Below are 18609 nucleotides of genomic sequence, written 5' to 3' on the forward strand. Positions count from 1 at the left end.
CATTCGGGTAATAAAATCATTAAGCATCAAACATTGCAGAGATAGACTCTTCATTGCTGATACGGCGGATTGCTTCGGCAAGCATTCCTGATAAAGTTAAAACTCGTACTTTGTTAAGAGCTTTGATTTCATTGCTTAACGGAATTGTATCTGTTACCACAATTTCATCTAATGCCGGGTTTGCTAAGTTTTGAGCCGCAGAACCCGAGAATACCGCGTGCGTTGCATAAGCAAATACACGACGAGCTCCACGCTCTTTTAATGCTTCAGCTGCTTTAGCTAATGTGCCACCAGTATCGATCATATCATCAACTAAGATACAATCACGCTCAGCCACATCACCAATAATGTGCATTACTTGAGATACATTCGCTTTCGGGCGACGTTTATCAATAATTGCCATATCCGTATCATTAAGCAATTTAGCTACCGCTCTTGCACGCACTACTCCACCGATATCCGGAGAAACCACAATCGGGTTCACTAAATCGGTTTTCTTCAAAATATCTTCGATTAACACCGGTGAGCCAAATACGTTATCCACCGGCACATCGAAGAATCCTTGAATTTGCTCTGCGTGTAAATCACAAGTTAATACTCTATCAACACCCACGCTTGATAAGAAGTCTGCTACCACTTTTGCTGTAATAGGTACACGAGCTGAACGCACACGTCTATCTTGGCGAGCATAGCCAAAGTATGGGATAACTGCTGTAATACGACCGGCAGAAGCACGACGTAGAGCGTCCACCATCACAATCAATTCCATAAGATTATCATTGGTTGGTGCACAAGTTGATTGTACAATGAAAATATCGCCTCCACGCACATTTTCATTGATTTGCACTTGAATTTCACCATCGCTAAAACGACCAACAGTTGCATTACCTAACGAGGTATAAAGATGTTTTGCAATACGATTAGCGAGTTCCGGCGTTGCGTTGCCCGCAAACAGTTTAATATCTGTCATTGAGTGATCCTTTGGTTATTGGTGGTTAGTTTGGAGTAATTTTTGATGTAATGGCGAAATATTTTGTCCTCTCGCCACAAAGCCAACTGTCTCTTCCGGCTTATGTGCAAAAACCTGCTCGGCTTCTGCTTTTGTATCAAATTCGGCGAAAATACAAGCACCAGTGCCTGTCAGCCTAAACGGTGCATATTGTAACAATTCTTGCATAAGATCTTCAACCGCAGAATACCTTTCTCGCACAACTTTTTCGCAATCGTTTGCCCATTTTGAAGATAATAATTCTGATAAAGTGCGTTTTGGCGTATTTCTAGGTAAGTTTGGAGCGTTAAAAACCACTGCCGTTGAAATGGAAACTTCAGGCTTTAATACCACATACCATTTTTCTTCCGGCTCACAAGGCGTTAAAACTTCTCCAACCCCTTCGGCAAAAGCAGCAATACCTCTGACAAAGATCGGTACATCAGCCCCTAAACTTAGCCCTAATTCCGCCAACTGCTCAAGTGAAAGCTCTGTTTGCCATAAATGATTTAAGCCTACCAACACTGTAGCAGCATTTGATGAACCACCACCCACACCGCCACCCATCGGCAAATTTTTAGTAATGCCAATTTTCGCCCCTTTGTTGCAAGCGGTCGTTTTTTGCAAAAGTTTTGCAGCTCGGTAAATTAAGTTATCTCCAACCGCCACACCTTCAACTTGATTTATTAGCTCAATTTCAGGGTTATTGGTGATTTCAATCTCAATTTCATCGCCAAAGTCTAAAAATTGAAATAGCGTTTGCAACTCGTGATAGCCATCTGCCCGTTTATTGGTAATATACAAAAACAGGTTCAATTTAGCCGGACTGGGTAAAATCACTTTTTCCATTAATAAGTCCATCTTTCAATGCGGATTTTTAACGTCTGCGTACCGTTTTCAAGCACAATTAATTTTGGCAAATTCGGTACACGATCTTCGTGATATTCCACATAACTTGCTTTCCAAATCGTGCCATTCAGCGGATAACTAAATTGTGAAAGCTGACGTTTTTCATTCACAATATAATTCCCTTCTTTTTCAGGCTGACCTTTTACCCAATAGGCAAATTGGTCGATTGGGAACGACACACCGATAATCTCTTGCATTAGGGCATCAATATCACGATCTGAACGGCTATTACCTTCGCTATCTGAAACGGTTAAGCCTCGTTTATTACGCTCTAATTTGAGGGATTTCGTCGAAAGGTTAGAAGAAAGTTCTAAGCCAAATTGAGTTGGCGTATTGTATTGCCAATTGAAATGAGAAGAAAAACGCTCTTCCGGTGAAATATAACCAAATTGCCCTGCTGCCTTATAACTCTGAATTTTGGCTAATTGAACTAAATGTTGCTGCCATTGGGGATCGTTGTGCGGAATTTCTACCGTTGGTTTTTGTACTTCGGTAGGTGCATTTAATACTGAGTTACAGCCTGTTAAAACCAGCAAGGTAGTAAGGGATAAAAGTGTTGTCAGTTTTTTCATAATATTCTCTATATACTATAGGACGAAAAATGTTTCGCTCCACAAATACTATTGGAATGATTTTGCAAATCTTTGGTCAAAATCAACCGCTTGTTATGCCCCAAATTGTAGGCTATGGAGTTGTTTATAAGCCCCACCTTGAGCAAGAAGTTCTGTATGATTTCCTCGCTCAATGATATTTCCGTGATCGACCACCAAAATTTCATCGGCTTTTTCAATGGTTGATAAGCGATGAGCAATGACAAGCACGGTACGATCTTTTTGCAATACTTCTAGTGCCGACTGAATGGCTCTTTCGGATTCAGTATCAAGAGCAGACGTAGCCTCATCAAGTACAAGTACAGGCGAATTTCTGAGTAAGGCACGGGCGATCGCTAAACGTTGGCGTTGCCCACCCGATAGGCTTGCTCCGTTTTCACCAATTATGGTATCTAAACCATTATCAAGTTTTTCAATAAATTCCATTGCGTGAGCGGCTTTTGCCGCAGCAATGATTTCTTCTCGGCTATATTTATCGGTTGCCGCATAAGCAATGTTATTGGCAATTGTATCGTTAAATAAGTGAACTTGCTGTGAAACTACAGAGCATTGTTCACGTAAGTTCTTTAAGGTGTAATCTTGAATATTAATGCCGTCTAACAAAATTTCACCATCATCAATATCATAAAAACGAGTGAGCAAATTGGCGATGGTTGATTTACCCGAACCAGAACGCCCCACCAATGCCACAGTTTTGCCTTTAGGAATCTCAAACGAAATGTTGTTTAATGCTTTTTCATCTTTACCCACATAAGTAAAACTGACATCTTTAAATTCAACATTACCTTCTGCTTTTTCTACTCGAACAGAACCGTTATCTTTCTCGGTTTTTAAATCTAAAAACTCAAATAATGTTTGGCAAGCAGCCATACCACGTTGGAATTGCGAGTTTACATTAGTTAATGATTTTAATGGGCGTAGCATTGCCATCATAGACGAAAACACAACCGTAAATGAACCTGCGGTAAGATTTTCGCTCATCACTTCAGGGAAAGTTGCTACATAAAGTACGGCAGATAATGCAAAAGAAGCTATAAGCTGCACCACACCATCAGAAATTCCATCAGCAGAAACAACTTTCATTCCCTTACGACGCATATCATTACTTACACGCTCAAAACGATCTTTTTCTACTTTATGTCCGCCAAAGGAAAGTACCTCTTTATGCCCTTTTAACATTTGTTCGGTGGTGATTGTCAGCTCGCCCATTGAGTTTTGAATGTTACGGCTTAATTTACGAAAATATTTTGAAACGAATCCAATCAGCACACCAATAATCGGAGCCATAATAAATAGCACAATTGAGAGTTGCCAACTGGTATAGATCATCACTACAAATAGAGAGATCAAATACGCCCCTTCACGCACAATGGTAACTAACGAATGAGAAGCTGAACTTGCCACCATTTCGGTATCGTACGTTACACGTGAAAGCAAACGCCCGGTCGGGTTATTATCAAAATAACTAACGGGCATATACATTAAATGTTGGAAAATTTGACGGCGTAAGTTCATTACCACTTTACCCGAAACCCACGCTAAACAGTAACTGGCAATATAATTGGTAATTCCCCGAACTAAAATAAATACCACAACAAGGATTGCCATTAATTTAAGAAAACCGTGATTTGCCTGGCCAAAACCTTCATCTAAAAGTGGTTTAAGCAAATAAATTAACCCCGAGTCTACTAAGGCATTTAGCACTAAAGCAATAGCACCCGCGATCAAGCCTGCTCTAAAAGGGCTAATTGTCGGCCATAAACGTTTAAAGGTTTTAAACGTGGAAAGATCTTTTTCTAAATTAACTTGTTCTTGCATAATTCTTTCTTTTTATTGAAAAATCGGGCTATTGTACCTTGATTTCAGATACTAACCAAATTAAACGCTATTCTGCCTAATATATAATCTATCTTAGTAGAAAAACATTACCGCCATTTTAAATACTAGAGGGGCTAAAATAGAAGATAGTACCCCACAAGCAACTAATGCGATAGAGCTATAACTCCCTGCTTTCATACTATGTTCTAAGCACCGACCTGTGCCTAATGCGTGCGAGGCTGCCCCCATACTTAATCCTATTGCCATAATATTTCGTACTTTGATAAAACGTAACAACATAAAACCTAAAATAGAACCCACTAAGCCTGCGATCATCACCCCAACCGCCGCAATACCCACATTACCATCAATTTCATTAGTGATGATGATCGCCATTGGCATTGAAACTGATTTAGGTAACACCGCAGCCAAAATATCTTGACTCGCACCAAACAGTAGGGCAAACCCAACACCGGTCAGCATCGTAACAAGCGTACTAAACAGTAAAACAACCATAATTTGCCGCCATTTTTTACGGATCTGAGGTAACTGTTCATAAAACGGGCAAGCAAGTGCAACTACTGAAACACCCAGTAAATTATTCAAAGGTGCATTGCCTTTGTAATAGTCGTGATAAGGAATATTAAAAATGACAATAACGCCAATAATTAATGTCAGAGCAATCAAGAATGGATTAAGCAGATTGATAGCAAGTTTTTGACTGATTTTTATCCCAACGATAAAAATCACCAATGTCAAAATAGAATAGAGATAAATCATTTAGTTTCTACCTCGATGAAATAGCCATTGAGCAAATAATCCGATAATCACAATAGAAACTAAAGAACTTAACGCGGTAGATAAGACAAAAGTGTTAAAATTCTCACTAAACAGATCCAAATGTTCAATTAATTCAGCACAAATCGGCAAGAAAAATAAAGTCATATAGCGAGTTAGCGGTCTAGCACTTGGCATAACCCATTCTACCTTAACAATCCCTATTACCAAACAACCAAATAAAATTAGCATACCTAAAATACTGTCCGGAATGCCTATGGGGAAAAGAAAGGCAATGAGCTTGCCTAAATATAGCATTACAAATAGCAATGCTAACGATGCTAAAATCTTAAACACTTTTGATAACATATAACCTCCAAACAAGCGGTACTTTTTTATCCATAATTTGCAAAACTTTGTAAGAATTCGACCGCTTGCATATTATATTATACTTTTAGAAATTGAATAACCGACTCCAAATCTCTTGTTCTTTTTGAGGGCGGTAAACTTTTCAAAAACGTTTGCCCATAATTACGCATTACCAGACGAGAATCGCAGATGATTACCACCCCTCTGTCTGTTACATCTCGAATTAAACGCCCAACACCTTGTTTAAGTGTAATCACTGCTTCCGGAATTTGAATATCATTGAAAGGATCGCCCCCTTGTAATTTGCAGTCTTCCATTCGGGCTTTGAGTAAAGGTTCATCAGGCGAAGTAAACGGCAATTTATCAATAATCACAAGAGAAAGATCATCACCTCGCACATCAATCCCCTCCCAGAAACTTTGGGTTGCCACCAGCACTGAGTTTTCTTCTTTCACAAATTGTTCCAACAAACGACTTTTGCCGGTTTCCCCTTGTAGCAGCACATTAAGCGAACTATGTTCTCTTAAAAAATCCGCCAAACCTCGCATCATATAATAGGAAGTACAAAGCAAAAAGCAACGCCCTTTGTTCGCTTCAATCACCGGTTTTAATAGCTGCCCTAATGCAGTTAGGGTATGAGCTTTATTAGTATCAGGTAAATAACGAGGTACACAAAGTAACGACTGATTTTGGTAATCAAAAGGACTTTGTAATACCAACTGTTCCGCATTTTCAATGCCTAATCGTTGGCAGAAATGGTCAAACGTACCACCTACTTCAAGGGTTGCGGAGGTAAACACCCAACCAATTTGCTGATTTTTCAATTGCTCGCCAAACTTATCCGCCACCGTCAGTGGCGTGATATGCAAACCAAAAGAACGCCCATTTGCTTCATACCAATAGCAATAGCCTGTTACTGTTGTGTCCATCAATTTTTTAAGACGAACTTTCACTTCCGCCAATCGCTCAAAAATTTTGTCTAAAGTTTCTGAACGCCCCAGTGATTTCTTAACAACCTCACTTAAAAAATCGATGTTTTCGGCAACTTTTACCAATCCATCAACCACTTTTTTATCCCGAAACAGATCTCGCAAATTGCCTCTAATCTGACCTTCTCCGCCCATTAATAAACGGAAATCTTGCACAACTTTCATCAGATGATCGGAGGCTTTCCCCAACTGTGCCACATCTTTTAATTCCGTACGGTACACTATGTTAGTGTCTTTACAAATATCAAATAATTGGCGAGAAGAGAGAGATTGCCCAAAGTATTGACTGGCGATGTCCGGCAGTTGGTGGGCTTCGTCGAAGATCACCAATTCTGCCTCAGGGATCAGCTCCCCAAACCCGGTTTCTTTTACTGCCATATCCGCACAAAATAGGTGATGATTGACCACAACCACATCCGCATCCATCGCTTTACGGCGAGCCTGCACCACATAGCAATCTTTAAAATGCGGGCAATCCGAGCCTAAACAACTCTCCGTTGTACTCACTAACTGAGGTAAAATCGGGCTATCTTCGGCAATGGTAATACATTCGCTCAAATCCCCTGTTTTGGAGGAATTTTGCCATTTGCTGACTTTTTTCAAATCCGCCAACACCGACTTATCGCCTAATACCCCCATTGCGGTAACTTGCTCTAAGCGTTCTAAACAGAGATAGTTTGCCCTGCCTTTAAGTAAAGCAACTTTACCTTTATATTTAAGGGCTTTTTGAATGGTGGGAAGATCTCGGTTAAATAGTTGATCTTGTAGATTTTTTGAGCCTGTAGAAACAATGGTTTTCTTACCTGAAAGCAGTGCAGGCACTAAATAAGCAAAGGTTTTACCCGTTCCTGTTCCCGCTTCCACTACCACAGGTGTTGCAAATTTTACCGCTTTTCCGACCGCTTGTGCCATTTCAAGCTGTGCTTTGCGAGGGCGAAAGCCGTTGATATTTTGGCTAAGTAAGCCATCATCACTAAAGGCGTGGAGAATTTTATCGTCGTATTTTGTCATTGAAAATAAGTAAGCGGTTGAATTTGCAAAATATTTTACAAAAACAACCGCTTGTAGAATAGTAATTTATTTAATTTCCTAACAGTAATCCATCATCGCTAAGTTGTTCGTGGCGATTTTGTTGGAATAGTCGTAGTAAATCCGGCACGTCCATTTGCTTACGTTGTTCGCCCGAAACATCAAAAGCCACTTGCCCTTGATGAAGCATTACAGTTCTATCACCGTAATCTAACGCTTGTCGCATTGAGTGCGTTACCATTAGCGTAGTTAATTTTTGCTCTCGAACAATTTTATTCGTTAGTTCCATCACAAAATCAGTGGTTTTAGGGTCAAGAGCTGCGGTGTGTTCATCGAGTAATAAAATATTAGAAGGCTGAAGCGATGCCATTAAAAGGCTAACCGCTTGGCGTTGTCCACCCGATAATCTTCCCATTTGGTCGGTGAGACGATTTTCCAAACCTAAACCAAGCAGCGAAAGTTTGTCTCTGAATAGCTCTCTCATTTGGCGTTTAATCGCAAAGCCCAAGCCTCGCTTGCTACCACGCTGATACGCCAACGCCATATTTTCTTCAATGGTTAAACTTTCACAAGTGCCAGCCATTGGGTCTTGGAATACTCGAGCAACTTGATTTGCTCTCTGCCACGTTGTGGTGTTATTGACTTTATTGCCTTGAATAATAATCTCGCCACTATCAACGAAACAATCACCACTAATCGCATTAAGCATTGTCGATTTGCCTGCACCGTTACTGCCAATCACAGACACAAATTCGCCTTGTTCTACTTTAAGCGATAAGCCTCTTAATACTGGGTTTTCAATAGCCGTACCTTTATTGAAGGTAATGAATAAGTTATTTAATTCGATCATCTTAACCTCTCTTCCCTGCCAATTTTTGCTTAATTCTTGGTACAGCCAACACAATCACAACTAATAATGCCGTAATTAAGTTAAGATCTTGCGGACCAAAACCAATGCCGTTTAAAGTATCATTATTTAACGCAAGAGCGATAAAGAAACGGTAAAGTACCGAACCAATAATCACGGCAAAAGTGAGCCAAATAATCCGTTTTACCGAAAAAATAGCCTCACCGATAATCACGGCAGCCAAGCCGATCACAATTGTTCCCACGCCGATAGAAATATCCACCCCACCATTGCTTTGCACATATAACGCACCGCCCAACGCTATTAATGCATTAGAAATCGCCATTCCTAAAATCGTCATTTTGTTTACCGCAATGCCCTGTGCTTTTGCCATACGATTGTTTGTACCGGTGGCTCGCACCGCTAAACCGATTTGGGTAGCGAAGAAAAGGTCAAACAAACATTTCACAATCACAACTACCAGCAATGCCATTACAAGGCGAACTAAAGCTAATTGCAGATCACTTTCGATTGGCATTACATCATAAATTGTCGTTTCGCCAAGAATTGCAATGTTCGGCATTCCCATAATGCGTAAATTAATCGAATAAAGGGCGATCATCATCAAGATACTGGCAAGCAATTTCTCAATTTTAAAACCGATATGCAGACTTGCCGTAATAATACCGGCAATTGCCCCTGCTAAAGTGCCATACAGTGTTGCCAGCCAAGGATCTACTTGATTTAAAATGCTAATCACACACACCGCCCCACCTAAAGGGAAACTTCCGTCTGCGGTTAAATCAGGAAAATCAAGAATTTTGTAGGAAATTAATACACCTAGTGCGACAAGGGCATAAATTAAACCAAGTTCTAACGCACCAATCCAAGTGATATTAGTTAAAAAGGAACTTAAAAAATGAATAATAGCGTCCATCTGTAATGTTATTATGATTAATTGCTCGAGAAATGCACTACTATAGTAGTACAGATTTTGGAGGCATTCTACGCTATTTTTAAGAGAAAATCAGCTAATTATTTGCTTTTGCAAATTTTCAATCAAAATGAACCGCTTGTTATCGCTCAGAATTCTCTCTTTTATTGAGTTATCTCAAAATTCATTTATGAGAGAGGTGTAAAATATACAGAAAATTTTGTTGTATTAGGTGAACTATGTTAAATAAATGGTTTTTAGCAAAAAATACCTTTCTCGCGGTCAAACCTTTTAGTGCGTTAAAAGATGCTTTCAAAGCAGGTTATACTCAAAAACATCTCGTGCGAGATATTATCTCCGGCTTAACTGTTGGTGTTATTGCCATTCCGCTTTCTATGGCATTAGCCATTGCTAGTGGCGTACCACCCCAGCACGGTTTATATACGGCAATTGTAGCGGGTATTGTGATCGCTTTAACAGGTGGCTCTCGCTTTAATATTTCAGGTCCAACAGCTGCTTTTGTCGTGATTTTATACCCCGTAACGCAACAATTTGGATTGAGCGGATTATTGATGGCTACAATGCTTTCAGGTGTCATCTTAGTATTAATGGCGTTACTACGACTAGGTCGTTTAATTGAATACATTCCATTGCCCGTAACGCTTGGTTTTACCTGTGGGATCGGTATTGTGATCGCCACACTGCAAATTAAAGATTTCTTAGGCTTAACGATTGAGAAAATGCCAGAGCATTATCTCGGTAAAATTGAAACCATTTTCTCAGCTCTTCCAACTATCAATTGGGCTGATACTTTAGTTGGCATAGTTACTCTGTTAGTTTTAACTCGTTGGCATAAATTACGTTTACCCATTCCAGGGCACCTGCCGGCTGTATTCATCGGTACATTATTATCGCTACTCCTCATCCATTTTGGGCAAAACGTTGCTACCATTGGCTCTGCATTCCAATATACGCTACCAGACGGTACGATGGGCTATGGTATTCCAAGCGTTTTACCGGAATTTATCCTACCTTGGAATATTCCTAACTCTGAAGGTAATCTTATTAATTGGAACTTAACTACTATTCAAGCTCTACTTCCAGCTGCTTTTTCTATGGCTATGCTTGGAGCGATAGAGTCGCTATTATGTGCAGTTGTTTGCGATAATATGACAGATACCAAACACCATTCCAACAATGAGTTATTAGCACAAGGGTTAGGTAACATTGCCTCGCCATTTTTAGGAGGAATTACAGCAACTGCGGCAATTGCCCGCTCAGCAGCCAATGTGCGTTCTGGTGCCGTATCACCTATCTCTAGCGTAATTCACGCCTTACTCGTGCTTTTTGCCTTGCTCTTTTTCGCTAAAGCCCTCTCTTATTTACCCCTTTCCTCAATGGCAGCATTATTGCTTGTTGTGGCTTGGAATATGGCGGATCTACCACAAATCATTCAATTAAGTCGCCGTTCAGGTAAAAATGAAATTGCGGTACTACTCACTTGTATTACCTTAACCGTACTGTTTGATATGGTAATTGCGATCACTGTAGGCGTATTACTGGCAAGTCTGCTCTTTATTCGTACTATTGCGGAAATGACAAAATCTTTTGAGATAGCTCACCCAAGTGATTTAGAAGATGTGCTAGTTTACCGCATTAGTGGTCCACTCTTTTTTGCCGCAGCAGATAATCTCTTCGCTGATTTACACGATAAAACAGTACACACTGATCGTGAAATCAAACATATTATTTTACAATGCGATGCGGTAACTGTGCTTGACACTGGAGGCATTCACGCTTTAACCCGTTTTGTTCAACATATGTTGCCACATCAAAATTTACATCTCTGTAATGTACAATTTCAACCGATGAGAATGCTAGTTCGATCACAAAAAACGGTAAATGAAATTCAACAGATTCATTTTAGCAGTGATTTAGAAACGGCTTTTGAGAAGGTTAGAACAGAATTAACACAAAGTTAAATAGTAAAACACAAGCGGTCATATTTTTCCAACATTTTGCAAATGCAAAAAATTTTCAAAATATGACCGCTTGATTTCTACTTACTTAATTTTTCTTTGATAAGTTTATCAAAATCGCTCTCAAAGGTTTTATCTTGGATTACGCGATATTTCTCAAACTCTGTTTCAGCATATAGCTTTGCCTCATCAAAACTAATTTTTCCTTTACCATCTAATAGAGGTAAATCATCTGCGTTTAAAAATATATCTAATCGTTTTGCCCAATCTTCCATTGTCATTGGAATTTGACGCCTTGCTCTACGCTCTGCCAAATCCAAAAATGCGTTCACAATCGAACCTAAATCTTTTAACTCATCATTATTCAAATAATTTTTGGCTATAGAAACATCGCTTTTTAAAATTTTACCTTCAGGCGATTTCGCCCAAGTAGTTAATCCCATATTAGGTTTGAGACTATCCGCTCGTTCCATAATTAATTCGGCAGCTGTATGCTGATGAATGGCATAGTGCAACTTGTTTTGCACCGTTGCAAAAAAGGATTTTGTTGTGGGAGCATTTTTATTGTAATCTACCGATGTTGCATAAATATCAGTAATTTTCTGATAAAAACGGCGTTCAGAAAGACGAATTTCCCGAATTTCTTCTAATAATCGTTCAAAATAATCCTCTCCTAAAAAAGTCCCATTTTCCATTCTCTCTCGATCTAACACATATCCTTTTTGCGAAAACTCTCGCAAAATTTGAGTTGCCCATTGGCGGAATTGTATCGCACGAATAGAATTAACCCGATAACCAACAGAGATTACTGCATCAAGATTGTAATGCTTAGTATTGTAATTTTTACCATCTGAGGCAGTTATTCGGAATTTCCGAATAACTGAAAGTTCATTGAGTTCCTCACTCTCAAAAATATGCTTTAAATGTTCATTAATAGTTGGTACTGAGACCTCGAATAATTCAGCTATACGCTTTTGAGTGAGCCAGATCTCATTATCTTCATATCGAACTTCTATATTTTGCTCGCCAGTTTGATTGGTAAAAATCAAAAACTCAGCGGTACTATTACGGATAAGTTTAGTCATTATTTTTCCTCATAAAACTTACGTGAATTCTACTGTTTAGTATGTTCTTGTCTAACAGAAACGTTAAAATTTTCGACGCAGTTCACAAAATTTATAGATGATATCAATAACAAGCGGTCATATTTCTCCAATATTTTGAAAATTTTTTGCATTTGCAAAATATTGGAGAAATATGACCGCTTGTAATCTTTATTTGAATTAGCCTTTCGCTAAGATCTCTTTTAGAAATCTTGCGGTGTGAGAGCATTTGTCTTTAGCGACTTGTTCCGGTGTACCTGTAGCAATAATCTCACCGCCACCACTGCCGCCTTCAGGACCGAGATCAACAATCCAATCTGCGGTTTTAATCACATCTAAATTGTGTTCGATCACCACAATGGTATTACCCTGATCACGCAAGCGATGTAACACGCCAAGTAGTTGTTTAATATCGGCAAAATGTAAGCCTGTAGTCGGTTCGTCTAAAATGTAGAGCGTTTTGCCAGTGTCTCGTTTGGAAAGCTCGGTGGCTAATTTCACCCGTTGAGCCTCACCGCCTGAAAGTGTGGTGGAGGATTGCCCGAGTCGAATATAGGATAGCCCCACGTCCATCAAAGTTTGTAGCTTACGGGCAATCATCGGTACGGGAGCAAAAAACTCTCTTGCCTCTTCCACTGTCATATCCAGTACTTGGTGAATGGTTTTTCCTTTATAGCGGATTTCCAGTGTTTCACGGTTATAGCGTTTACCTTTACAGTGATCGCACGGCACATACACATCAGGCAAGAAGTGCATTTCCACCTTAATCACACCATCACCTTGACAGGCTTCACAGCGACCACCACGCACATTGAAACTAAAACGCCCGACATTATAACCTCTTGCCCGTGCCTCTTGCGTACCTGCAAATAACTCACGAATTGGGGTAAATAGCCCAGTGTAAGTGGCTGGATTTGAGCGAGGGGTTCGTCCGATCGGGCTTTGATCGATATCGATTACTTTATCAAAATGAGCTAAACCATCAATAGATTCATAAGGGGCAACATCACTATTTTCTGCACGGTTTAACGCATTTTGTGCCAGAGGGAATAAGGTGTCGTTAATCAACGTCGATTTACCCGACCCAGATACCCCCGTGATACAAGTAAATAGACCCACTGGAATTTCTAACTTCACTTTCTTCAAATTATTACCACTTGCCCCTGATAAAGTGAGTAGTTTTGAACCGTCATAGGGTACTCTTTTTGATGGAATTTCAATTTTCTGCTTACCTGAAAGGAATTGCCCAGTAATGGATTCGTCAATTTGCATAATTTCTTCAGCTGTGCCTTGTGCAATAACTTGTCCTCCGTGCACCCCTGCACCCGGTCCGATATCAACAATATGATCTGCCGCACGAATTGCATCTTCATCGTGCTCAACCACAATCACGGTGTTGCCTAAGTTACGCAAATGGATAAGCGTATTAAGTAAGCGTTCGTTATCTCGTTGGTGTAAGCCGATAGAAGGCTCATCTAATACATACATCACGCCCACTAATCCTGCACCGATTTGACTGGCAAGGCGGATACGCTGAGCCTCCCCCCCTGAAAGGGTTTCAGCCGAGCGAGAAAGTGAGAGATAATTTAAGCCCACGTTCACCAAAAACTGTAAACGCTCACGAATTTCTTTTAAGATTTTTTCCGCAATTTTCTCTTTTTGCCCGGAGAGTTTGATCTCCTTAAAGAAAGCTAACGCTTCGCCAATGCTTTTTTCTGAAACCATCGGTAAGTTAGTTTTATCCAGGAAAACATAACGAGCTTCACGACGCAAACGAGATCCTTCACACTCCACACAAGGGCGGGTGTTGATATATTTCGCTAATTCATCTCGCACAGAGTTAGATTCTGTTTCTTTATAACGGCGAGCCATATTATTTAACACGCCTTCAAACGCGTGTTTACGCTTGACTTTATCGCCTCTGTCATTGACATAAACAAACTCAATCTCTTCTTTTGTGCCGTTTAAAATAAGATTTTGGTGTTTTTTCGATAACTGTCCGAATGGCGTTTCTAAATCAAACCCGTAATGTTCTGCAACCGCTTTAAGTAATCCGAAATAGTAAAAACTACGGCGATCCCAACCTTTAATTGCCCCGGCAGCTAATGAAACATCATAATTTTGCACTACTTTCTTTTCATCAAAAAATTGCTCAACACCTAAACCATCACAACTTGGACAAGCTCCAGCCGGGTTATTAAATGAAAATAAGCGAGGTTCTAACTCTTGCAATGAATAGCCACAATGTGGACAAGAAAAGCTTGATGAAAAGACAATTTCTTCCGCATTTGGGTCGTCCATATCGGCAATAATGGCGGTTGAGCCTGATAAATCTAATGCCGTTTCAAAAGATTCTGCTAAACGGGTTGCCAGATCGGCTCGTACTTTAAAACGATCCACTACTACTTCAATAGTATGCTTTTTCTGAAGCTCTAACGCCGGAGGATCAGATAAATCACAAATTTCACCGTCAATTCTTGCCCTTAAGTAACCACTAGCGGTCAAATTTTCCAATAATTTTACGTGTTCGCCTTTGCGATCTTTCACCACCGGGGCAAGCAACATCAAACGTTTTCCTTCAGGCTCTTCCATTACTCTATCCACCATTTGTGAAATGGTTTGAGCGGCTAATGGCACATCGTGATCAGGGCAGCGAGGTTCACCTACTCGGGCAAATAATAAACGCAAATAGTCGTGAATTTCCGTTACCGTTCCTACCGTAGAACGTGGGTTATGAGAAGTTGATTTCTGCTCAATCGAAATTGCTGGTGAAAGCCCTTCGATATGATCCACATCGGGCTTTTCCATTAAAGAAAGGAATTGGCGAGCATAGGCAGAAAGCGATTCTACATAACGACGTTGCCCCTCTGCATAAAGAGTATCAAAGGCTAAAGAAGATTTACCTGAGCCGGAAAGCCCTGTGATGACAATAAATTTATCTCTCGGTAAGATTAAATTGATGTTTTTTAAGTTGTGGGTTCTTGCTCCACGAATATCAATATGTTGCATATTTCCTATATCCAATTATGTCCAGCACTATTTTCTAAATTTTCGAGCATTATCGCATATTTTAATAAAACTGTACAAAATATCAGTTTTTCTGTGTTCAATAAGCTAATTTTCGGGTAGAATACTCCACAATTTTGTATAAAAGCAGAGAAAGAGGATTTTATGGCTGGTATCAACAAAGTAATTATCGTAGGTAACTTAGGTAACGACCCGGAAATGCGTACAATGCCAAACGGCGAAGCAGTTGCAAATATTAGTGTTGCAACATCAGAAAGCTGGACAGATAAAAACACTGGTGAACGTCGTGAAGTAACAGAATGGCATCGTATTGTGTTCTATCGTCGTCAAGCAGAAGTTTGTGGTCAATATTTACGTAAAGGTTCACAAGTTTATGTGGAAGGTCGCCTACGTACTCGTAAATGGCAAGACCAAAACGGGCAAGATCGCTATACAACCGAAATTCAAGGTGATGTATTACAAATGCTAGGCAATCGTCAAGGTAACGATATGGGTGCTCAGCAAGGCGGTTGGGGTAATTCAGCACCTGCGGGGAATAGCTATAATCAGGGTAATAGCAATTATGGCTATAACCAAACTTCAAGCTCTGCACCACAGCAATCTAAACCCGCTCCACAAGCTGAGCCTGCAATGAATAACTTTGATGATGATATTCCGTTCTAATTCATCAATCAGTTTATAAGCAAAATGTGATCTGCACACCAAAAGTTGAATAAAACCAACTGATTAAGGTGCAGATTTTTTATTTTTATCTAAACATCTATTATGAATTTATTTGAAGCAATTTTAATTTTGATTGCACTTATTATCATAAGTGCAATCATCTCTTCTGCCGAGATTTCGCTGGCTGGTGCAAGAAAACTTAAACTTCAGCAACTGGCAAATGAAGGAAACACAAAAGCAAGCCAAGTGTTGAAATTACAGGAACAGCCTGGGCGTTTTATTACAGTTGTGCAAATCGGCTTAAATATGGTGGCGATTTTAGGCGGGGTAATTGGCGAGAGCATTGTTAATCCTTTTGTCTATTCTCTCCTTTCTCAATATAGCCAAGCAGAATGGGTTGAAAGTGCAAGCTCTTGGTTAGCTTTTATTTTTGTAACGGTGGCTTTTATTTTATTTGCCGATCTTATTCCTAAACGACTAGCAATGGCAAATCCGGAAAAAATCGCCTTGCGAACAATAGGGATAATGACCGTTTCAATCATTATATTTAAGCCTTTAGTTTGGTTGTTTGACACTATTGCAAATGCGATTTTCAAACTGTTTAGAGTACCAACTATTCGAGAAGATAATATGACCTCTGAGGATATTTTCGCAATAGTTGATGCCGGAGCTCAAGCCGGTATTGTAAAAGAACAAGAGCAATACTTGATTGAAAATATCTTTGAAATGCAACAACGTACTGTTACCTCCACAATGACAACACGTGAAAATATTGTTTTCTTGGAACAAACTTTCAATAGAGATCAAGTGCTTGAAACTGTAAAAGCAAATTCTCACTCTAAGCTATTAATTTGTGATAAATCCATCGATAAAATTTTAGGCTATGTTGAAACCCATAATATTTTAACGCTTTATCTACAAGAGAAGCAGGTAAAACTAACTGATTCAACTGTATTACGTAAATCACTGTTTATTCCGGACACGCTTTCTTTATACGAAGTTTTAGAACTCTTTAAATCAACCGGTGAAGATTTCGCCGTTATTGTGAATGAATATGCGTTAGTAGTGGGTATTGTTACGCTAAATGATGTGATGAGCATTGTAATGGGTGAGCTAGTTTCTAACGAAGAGGAGCAAATTGTTCAGCGTAATGAACATTCTTGGTTAATTGATGGAGCAACACCACTAGAAGATGTAATGCGTGCTTTAGATATTGCCGAGTTTCCGAATGCAGAGAACTACGAAACTATTGCGGGCTTTATGATGTATATTTTACGCAAAATTCCAAAGAAAACTGATTTTGTGTTATGGGATAAATATAAATTTGAAATTATTGATACCGATAACTTCAAAATCGACCAAGTGATGGTTTCGATCCAAAATGATGTGATATAGCGAATTAATGGGCGGGTGCAAGAACTCGCCCTATACTTAAGTTTAAGCAATTTGCAAATTTTTAGTCAAATTCAACCGCTTGTAATTCCTCACTTCCTTTCTTCATACTGTAATGGATACAAATTCAATTTATCCATTAATTTGCGGTCGTAATCTTCTTCCGGATTTTCTGTGGTGAGCAATTTATCGCCATAAAAAATAGAGTTCGCTCCAGCCATAAAGCAAAGGGCTTGCATTGCTTCCGGCATTGCGGTTCTTCCTGCAGAAAGTCGAACAAAACTATGTGGCATTGTGATTCTTGCTACAGCAATTGTGCGAACAAATTCCGTCCAATCTAATTCTTCTGCATTAGCTAAAGGTGTGCCTTCTACTTTAATAAGTTGGTTGATTGGCACGCTTTCAGGCTGAGGGTCAAGATTAGCAAGACTGGCAATTAAGCCGGCACGTTCAGGGCGGGTTTCGTTCATTCCTACAATCCCCCCACAGCAGACTTTCAGCCCAGCATTACGCACTTTGCCGAGAGTGTCCATTCTGTCCTCGTGATTTCGTGTGTGGATAATTTGATTGTAGCGTTCAGGATCGGTATCTAAATTATGATTGTAATAATCCAATCCTGCTTCTTTTAATTCTTCCGCCATTCCTTCTTCAAGCATTCCAAATGTACCACAGATTTCTAGCCCTAATGCTTTCACTGCCCCAACAATTTCAGATACCACTTTAATATCTTTTGGCTTTGGTCCTCGCCAAGCAGCCCCCATACAAAAACGGCTTGCTCCTCTTTCTTTAGCAATTTTGGCTTTTTCAATAATGGTGTCAATATCCAGCATTGTCTGCTTTTCCAGCCCCGTATCATAGCGAGCAGATTGTGGACAATATTCGCAATCTTCCGGGCAACCACCTGTTTTAATGGAAAGTAAAGTCGAAAGCTGAATAGCATTTGAATCAAAATTTTCCCGATGAATTTGGGCTGCTTTAAATACTAAATCCATAAACGGCATATCAAAAAGTTCTTCCACTTGGCATTTTCGCCAATATTGAGCGGTTGGATGTGGTGTAAGTTCATCTTTTGCTTTGAGTCTTAGCTGGAATGTTGTCATTTATTCTCCTTTTATACAAAAGGACTAAACCTCGCAAAAGGTTTAGTCCTTGAAATATTTAATTATTTTAAATC

15 protein-coding genes are annotated in these 18609 nt (G+C 39.6%); 3 read left to right on the forward strand and 12 right to left on the reverse strand.

What is annotated here, in order from left to right; all coding sequences use genetic code 11:
- Positions 1–19 precede the first annotated feature (19 nt).
- The 9 genes from V6W77_RS05865 to V6W77_RS05905 form a co-directional block, all read right to left on the reverse strand.
- A complete protein-coding gene (locus V6W77_RS05865; RefSeq protein ID WP_025236145.1) occupies positions 20–970 on the reverse strand; it encodes a ribose-phosphate pyrophosphokinase in 951 nt (316 codons plus the stop codon).
- Between the two features lie 15 nt (positions 971–985).
- Positions 986–1849 (reverse strand): 4-(cytidine 5'-diphospho)-2-C-methyl-D-erythritol kinase, encoded by an 864-nt coding sequence (gene ispE / locus V6W77_RS05870; protein WP_334254078.1) that lies wholly within the window; start codon positions 1847–1849, stop codon positions 986–988.
- Positions 1837–2469, reverse strand: coding sequence for a lipoprotein insertase outer membrane protein LolB (gene lolB / locus V6W77_RS05875; protein WP_334234882.1), 633 nt, complete (start codon positions 2467–2469; stop codon positions 1837–1839). The genes ispE and lolB overlap by 13 nt, the downstream gene beginning before the upstream one ends.
- A gap of 93 nt (positions 2470–2562) precedes the next feature.
- Positions 2563–4326, reverse strand: a complete 1764-nt coding sequence (gene msbA, locus V6W77_RS05880) for a lipid A ABC transporter ATP-binding protein/permease MsbA (protein ID WP_334247890.1) — start codon at positions 4324–4326, stop codon at positions 2563–2565.
- 93 nt (positions 4327–4419) lie between these two features.
- Positions 4420–5106, reverse strand: a complete 687-nt coding sequence (locus V6W77_RS05885; RefSeq protein WP_025236149.1) for an LrgB family protein — start codon at positions 5104–5106, stop codon at positions 4420–4422.
- Positions 5107–5472, reverse strand: a complete 366-nt coding sequence (locus V6W77_RS05890) for a CidA/LrgA family protein (protein WP_025236150.1) — start codon at positions 5470–5472, stop codon at positions 5107–5109. It lies immediately after the preceding gene.
- Between the two features lie 77 nt (positions 5473–5549).
- Positions 5550–7472, reverse strand: coding sequence for a DNA repair helicase YoaA (gene yoaA, locus V6W77_RS05895; RefSeq protein WP_334247891.1), 1923 nt, complete (start codon positions 7470–7472; stop codon positions 5550–5552).
- Positions 7473–7542: 70 nt separating this feature from the next.
- Positions 7543–8340, reverse strand: a complete 798-nt coding sequence (locus tag V6W77_RS05900; RefSeq protein WP_334229103.1) for an ABC transporter ATP-binding protein — start codon at positions 8338–8340, stop codon at positions 7543–7545.
- 1 nt (position 8341) lies between these two features.
- Entirely contained in the window at positions 8342–9274 is a 933-nt protein-coding gene (locus tag V6W77_RS05905; protein WP_334254079.1) for an ABC transporter permease, read from the reverse strand.
- 236 nt (positions 9275–9510) lie between these two features.
- On the opposite strand from V6W77_RS05905, the gene dauA reads away from it, so the two are divergent.
- Entirely contained in the window at positions 9511–11253 is a 1743-nt protein-coding gene (dauA, locus tag V6W77_RS05910) for a C4-dicarboxylic acid transporter DauA (protein WP_334254080.1), read from the forward strand.
- Positions 11254–11330: 77 nt separating this feature from the next.
- Here dauA and V6W77_RS05915 read toward each other — a convergent pair whose 3' ends face one another.
- Both V6W77_RS05915 and uvrA read right to left on the reverse strand, forming a co-directional pair.
- Positions 11331–12335, reverse strand: coding sequence for a virulence RhuM family protein (locus V6W77_RS05915; protein ID WP_334254081.1), 1005 nt, complete (start codon positions 12333–12335; stop codon positions 11331–11333).
- A 198-nt stretch (positions 12336–12533) separates the two neighbouring features.
- Positions 12534–15362, reverse strand: a complete 2829-nt coding sequence (gene uvrA, locus V6W77_RS05920; protein ID WP_334254082.1) for an excinuclease ABC subunit UvrA — start codon at positions 15360–15362, stop codon at positions 12534–12536.
- 162 nt (positions 15363–15524) lie between these two features.
- Between uvrA and V6W77_RS05925 the strand changes: the two genes are divergently transcribed.
- Together V6W77_RS05925 and paeA are read left to right on the forward strand one after the other, a co-directional pair.
- Positions 15525–16043 (forward strand): single-stranded DNA-binding protein, encoded by a 519-nt coding sequence (locus V6W77_RS05925; protein WP_025236157.1) that lies wholly within the window; start codon positions 15525–15527, stop codon positions 16041–16043.
- 102 nt (positions 16044–16145) lie between these two features.
- Positions 16146–17438, forward strand: a complete 1293-nt coding sequence (paeA, locus tag V6W77_RS05930; protein ID WP_025236160.1) for a polyamine export protein PaeA — start codon at positions 16146–16148, stop codon at positions 17436–17438.
- Between the two features lie 89 nt (positions 17439–17527).
- Here paeA and bioB read toward each other — a convergent pair whose 3' ends face one another.
- Positions 17528–18535, reverse strand: coding sequence for a biotin synthase BioB (gene bioB, locus V6W77_RS05935; protein WP_334254083.1), 1008 nt, complete (start codon positions 18533–18535; stop codon positions 17528–17530).
- Positions 18536–18609 lie beyond the last annotated feature (74 nt).

This window comes from Mannheimia indoligenes (assembly GCF_036880405.1).
Classification (GTDB): Bacteria; Pseudomonadota; Gammaproteobacteria; order Enterobacterales; family Pasteurellaceae; genus Mannheimia; species Mannheimia indoligenes.

Bases quoted from the DNA above. Each gene is read 5' to 3' on its own strand.
- V6W77_RS05925 (WP_025236157.1), top strand. From the start codon at position 15,525: ATGGCTGGTATCAACAAAGTAATTATCGTAGGTAACTTAGGTAACGAC.
- ispE (WP_334254078.1), bottom strand. From the start codon at position 1,849: ATGGACTTATTAATGGAAAAAGTGATTTTACCCAGTCCGGCTAAATTG.
- V6W77_RS05865 (WP_025236145.1), bottom strand. From the start codon at position 970: ATGACAGATATTAAACTGTTTGCGGGCAACGCAACGCCGGAACTCGCT.
- uvrA (WP_334254082.1), bottom strand. From the start codon at position 15,362: ATGCAACATATTGATATTCGTGGAGCAAGAACCCACAACTTAAAAAAC.
- msbA (WP_334247890.1), bottom strand. From the start codon at position 4,326: ATGCAAGAACAAGTTAATTTAGAAAAAGATCTTTCCACGTTTAAAACC.
- V6W77_RS05905 (WP_334254079.1), bottom strand. From the start codon at position 9,274: ATGGACGCTATTATTCATTTTTTAAGTTCCTTTTTAACTAATATCACT.
- V6W77_RS05885 (WP_025236149.1), bottom strand. From the start codon at position 5,106: ATGATTTATCTCTATTCTATTTTGACATTGGTGATTTTTATCGTTGGG.
- lolB (WP_334234882.1), bottom strand. From the start codon at position 2,469: ATGAAAAAACTGACAACACTTTTATCCCTTACTACCTTGCTGGTTTTA.
- yoaA (WP_334247891.1), bottom strand. From the start codon at position 7,472: ATGACAAAATACGACGATAAAATTCTCCACGCCTTTAGTGATGATGGC.
- V6W77_RS05900 (WP_334229103.1), bottom strand. From the start codon at position 8,340: ATGATCGAATTAAATAACTTATTCATTACCTTCAATAAAGGTACGGCT.
- dauA (WP_334254080.1), top strand. From the start codon at position 9,511: ATGTTAAATAAATGGTTTTTAGCAAAAAATACCTTTCTCGCGGTCAAA.
- V6W77_RS05890 (WP_025236150.1), bottom strand. From the start codon at position 5,472: ATGTTATCAAAAGTGTTTAAGATTTTAGCATCGTTAGCATTGCTATTT.
- paeA (WP_025236160.1), top strand. From the start codon at position 16,146: ATGAATTTATTTGAAGCAATTTTAATTTTGATTGCACTTATTATCATA.
- bioB (WP_334254083.1), bottom strand. From the start codon at position 18,535: ATGACAACATTCCAGCTAAGACTCAAAGCAAAAGATGAACTTACACCA.
- V6W77_RS05915 (WP_334254081.1), bottom strand. From the start codon at position 12,335: ATGACTAAACTTATCCGTAATAGTACCGCTGAGTTTTTGATTTTTACC.